The sequence below is a fragment of the Paraburkholderia sp. SIMBA_027 genome (assembly GCF_046535315.1).
Classification (GTDB): domain Bacteria; phylum Pseudomonadota; class Gammaproteobacteria; order Burkholderiales; family Burkholderiaceae; genus Paraburkholderia; species Paraburkholderia tropica.
Window position 1 is genome coordinate 1 of the sequence record NZ_JAWRWY010001797.1, and the last position, 221, is coordinate 221.

Consider the following 221-nt stretch of genomic DNA (forward strand, 5'->3'; position numbering starts at 1 on the left):
TTCGTCTAGAGGCCTAGGACATCACCCTTTCACGGTGAGTACAGGGGTTCGAATCCCCTAGGGGACGCCAAAGTTTTTCTGCGGCGCCATCAAGTAGCAAGGCGACGCCGCCAGCGGGAGCTAACCAACGCCCGCCGGTGTAGTCAGAGCAGCACTGGAGCGGTAGTTCAGTTGGTTAGAATACCGGCCTGTCACGCCGGGGGTCGCGGGTTCGAGTCCCG

The 221-nt window shown here is 61.1% G+C and carries 1 tRNA gene; it reads left to right on the plus strand.

Going from position 1 to position 221, the window contains the following annotated elements:
- Nucleotides 1–70, plus strand: a tRNA-Glu gene (locus tag SB764_RS45370).
- The last annotated feature ends 151 nt before the right edge of the window (nucleotides 71–221 follow it).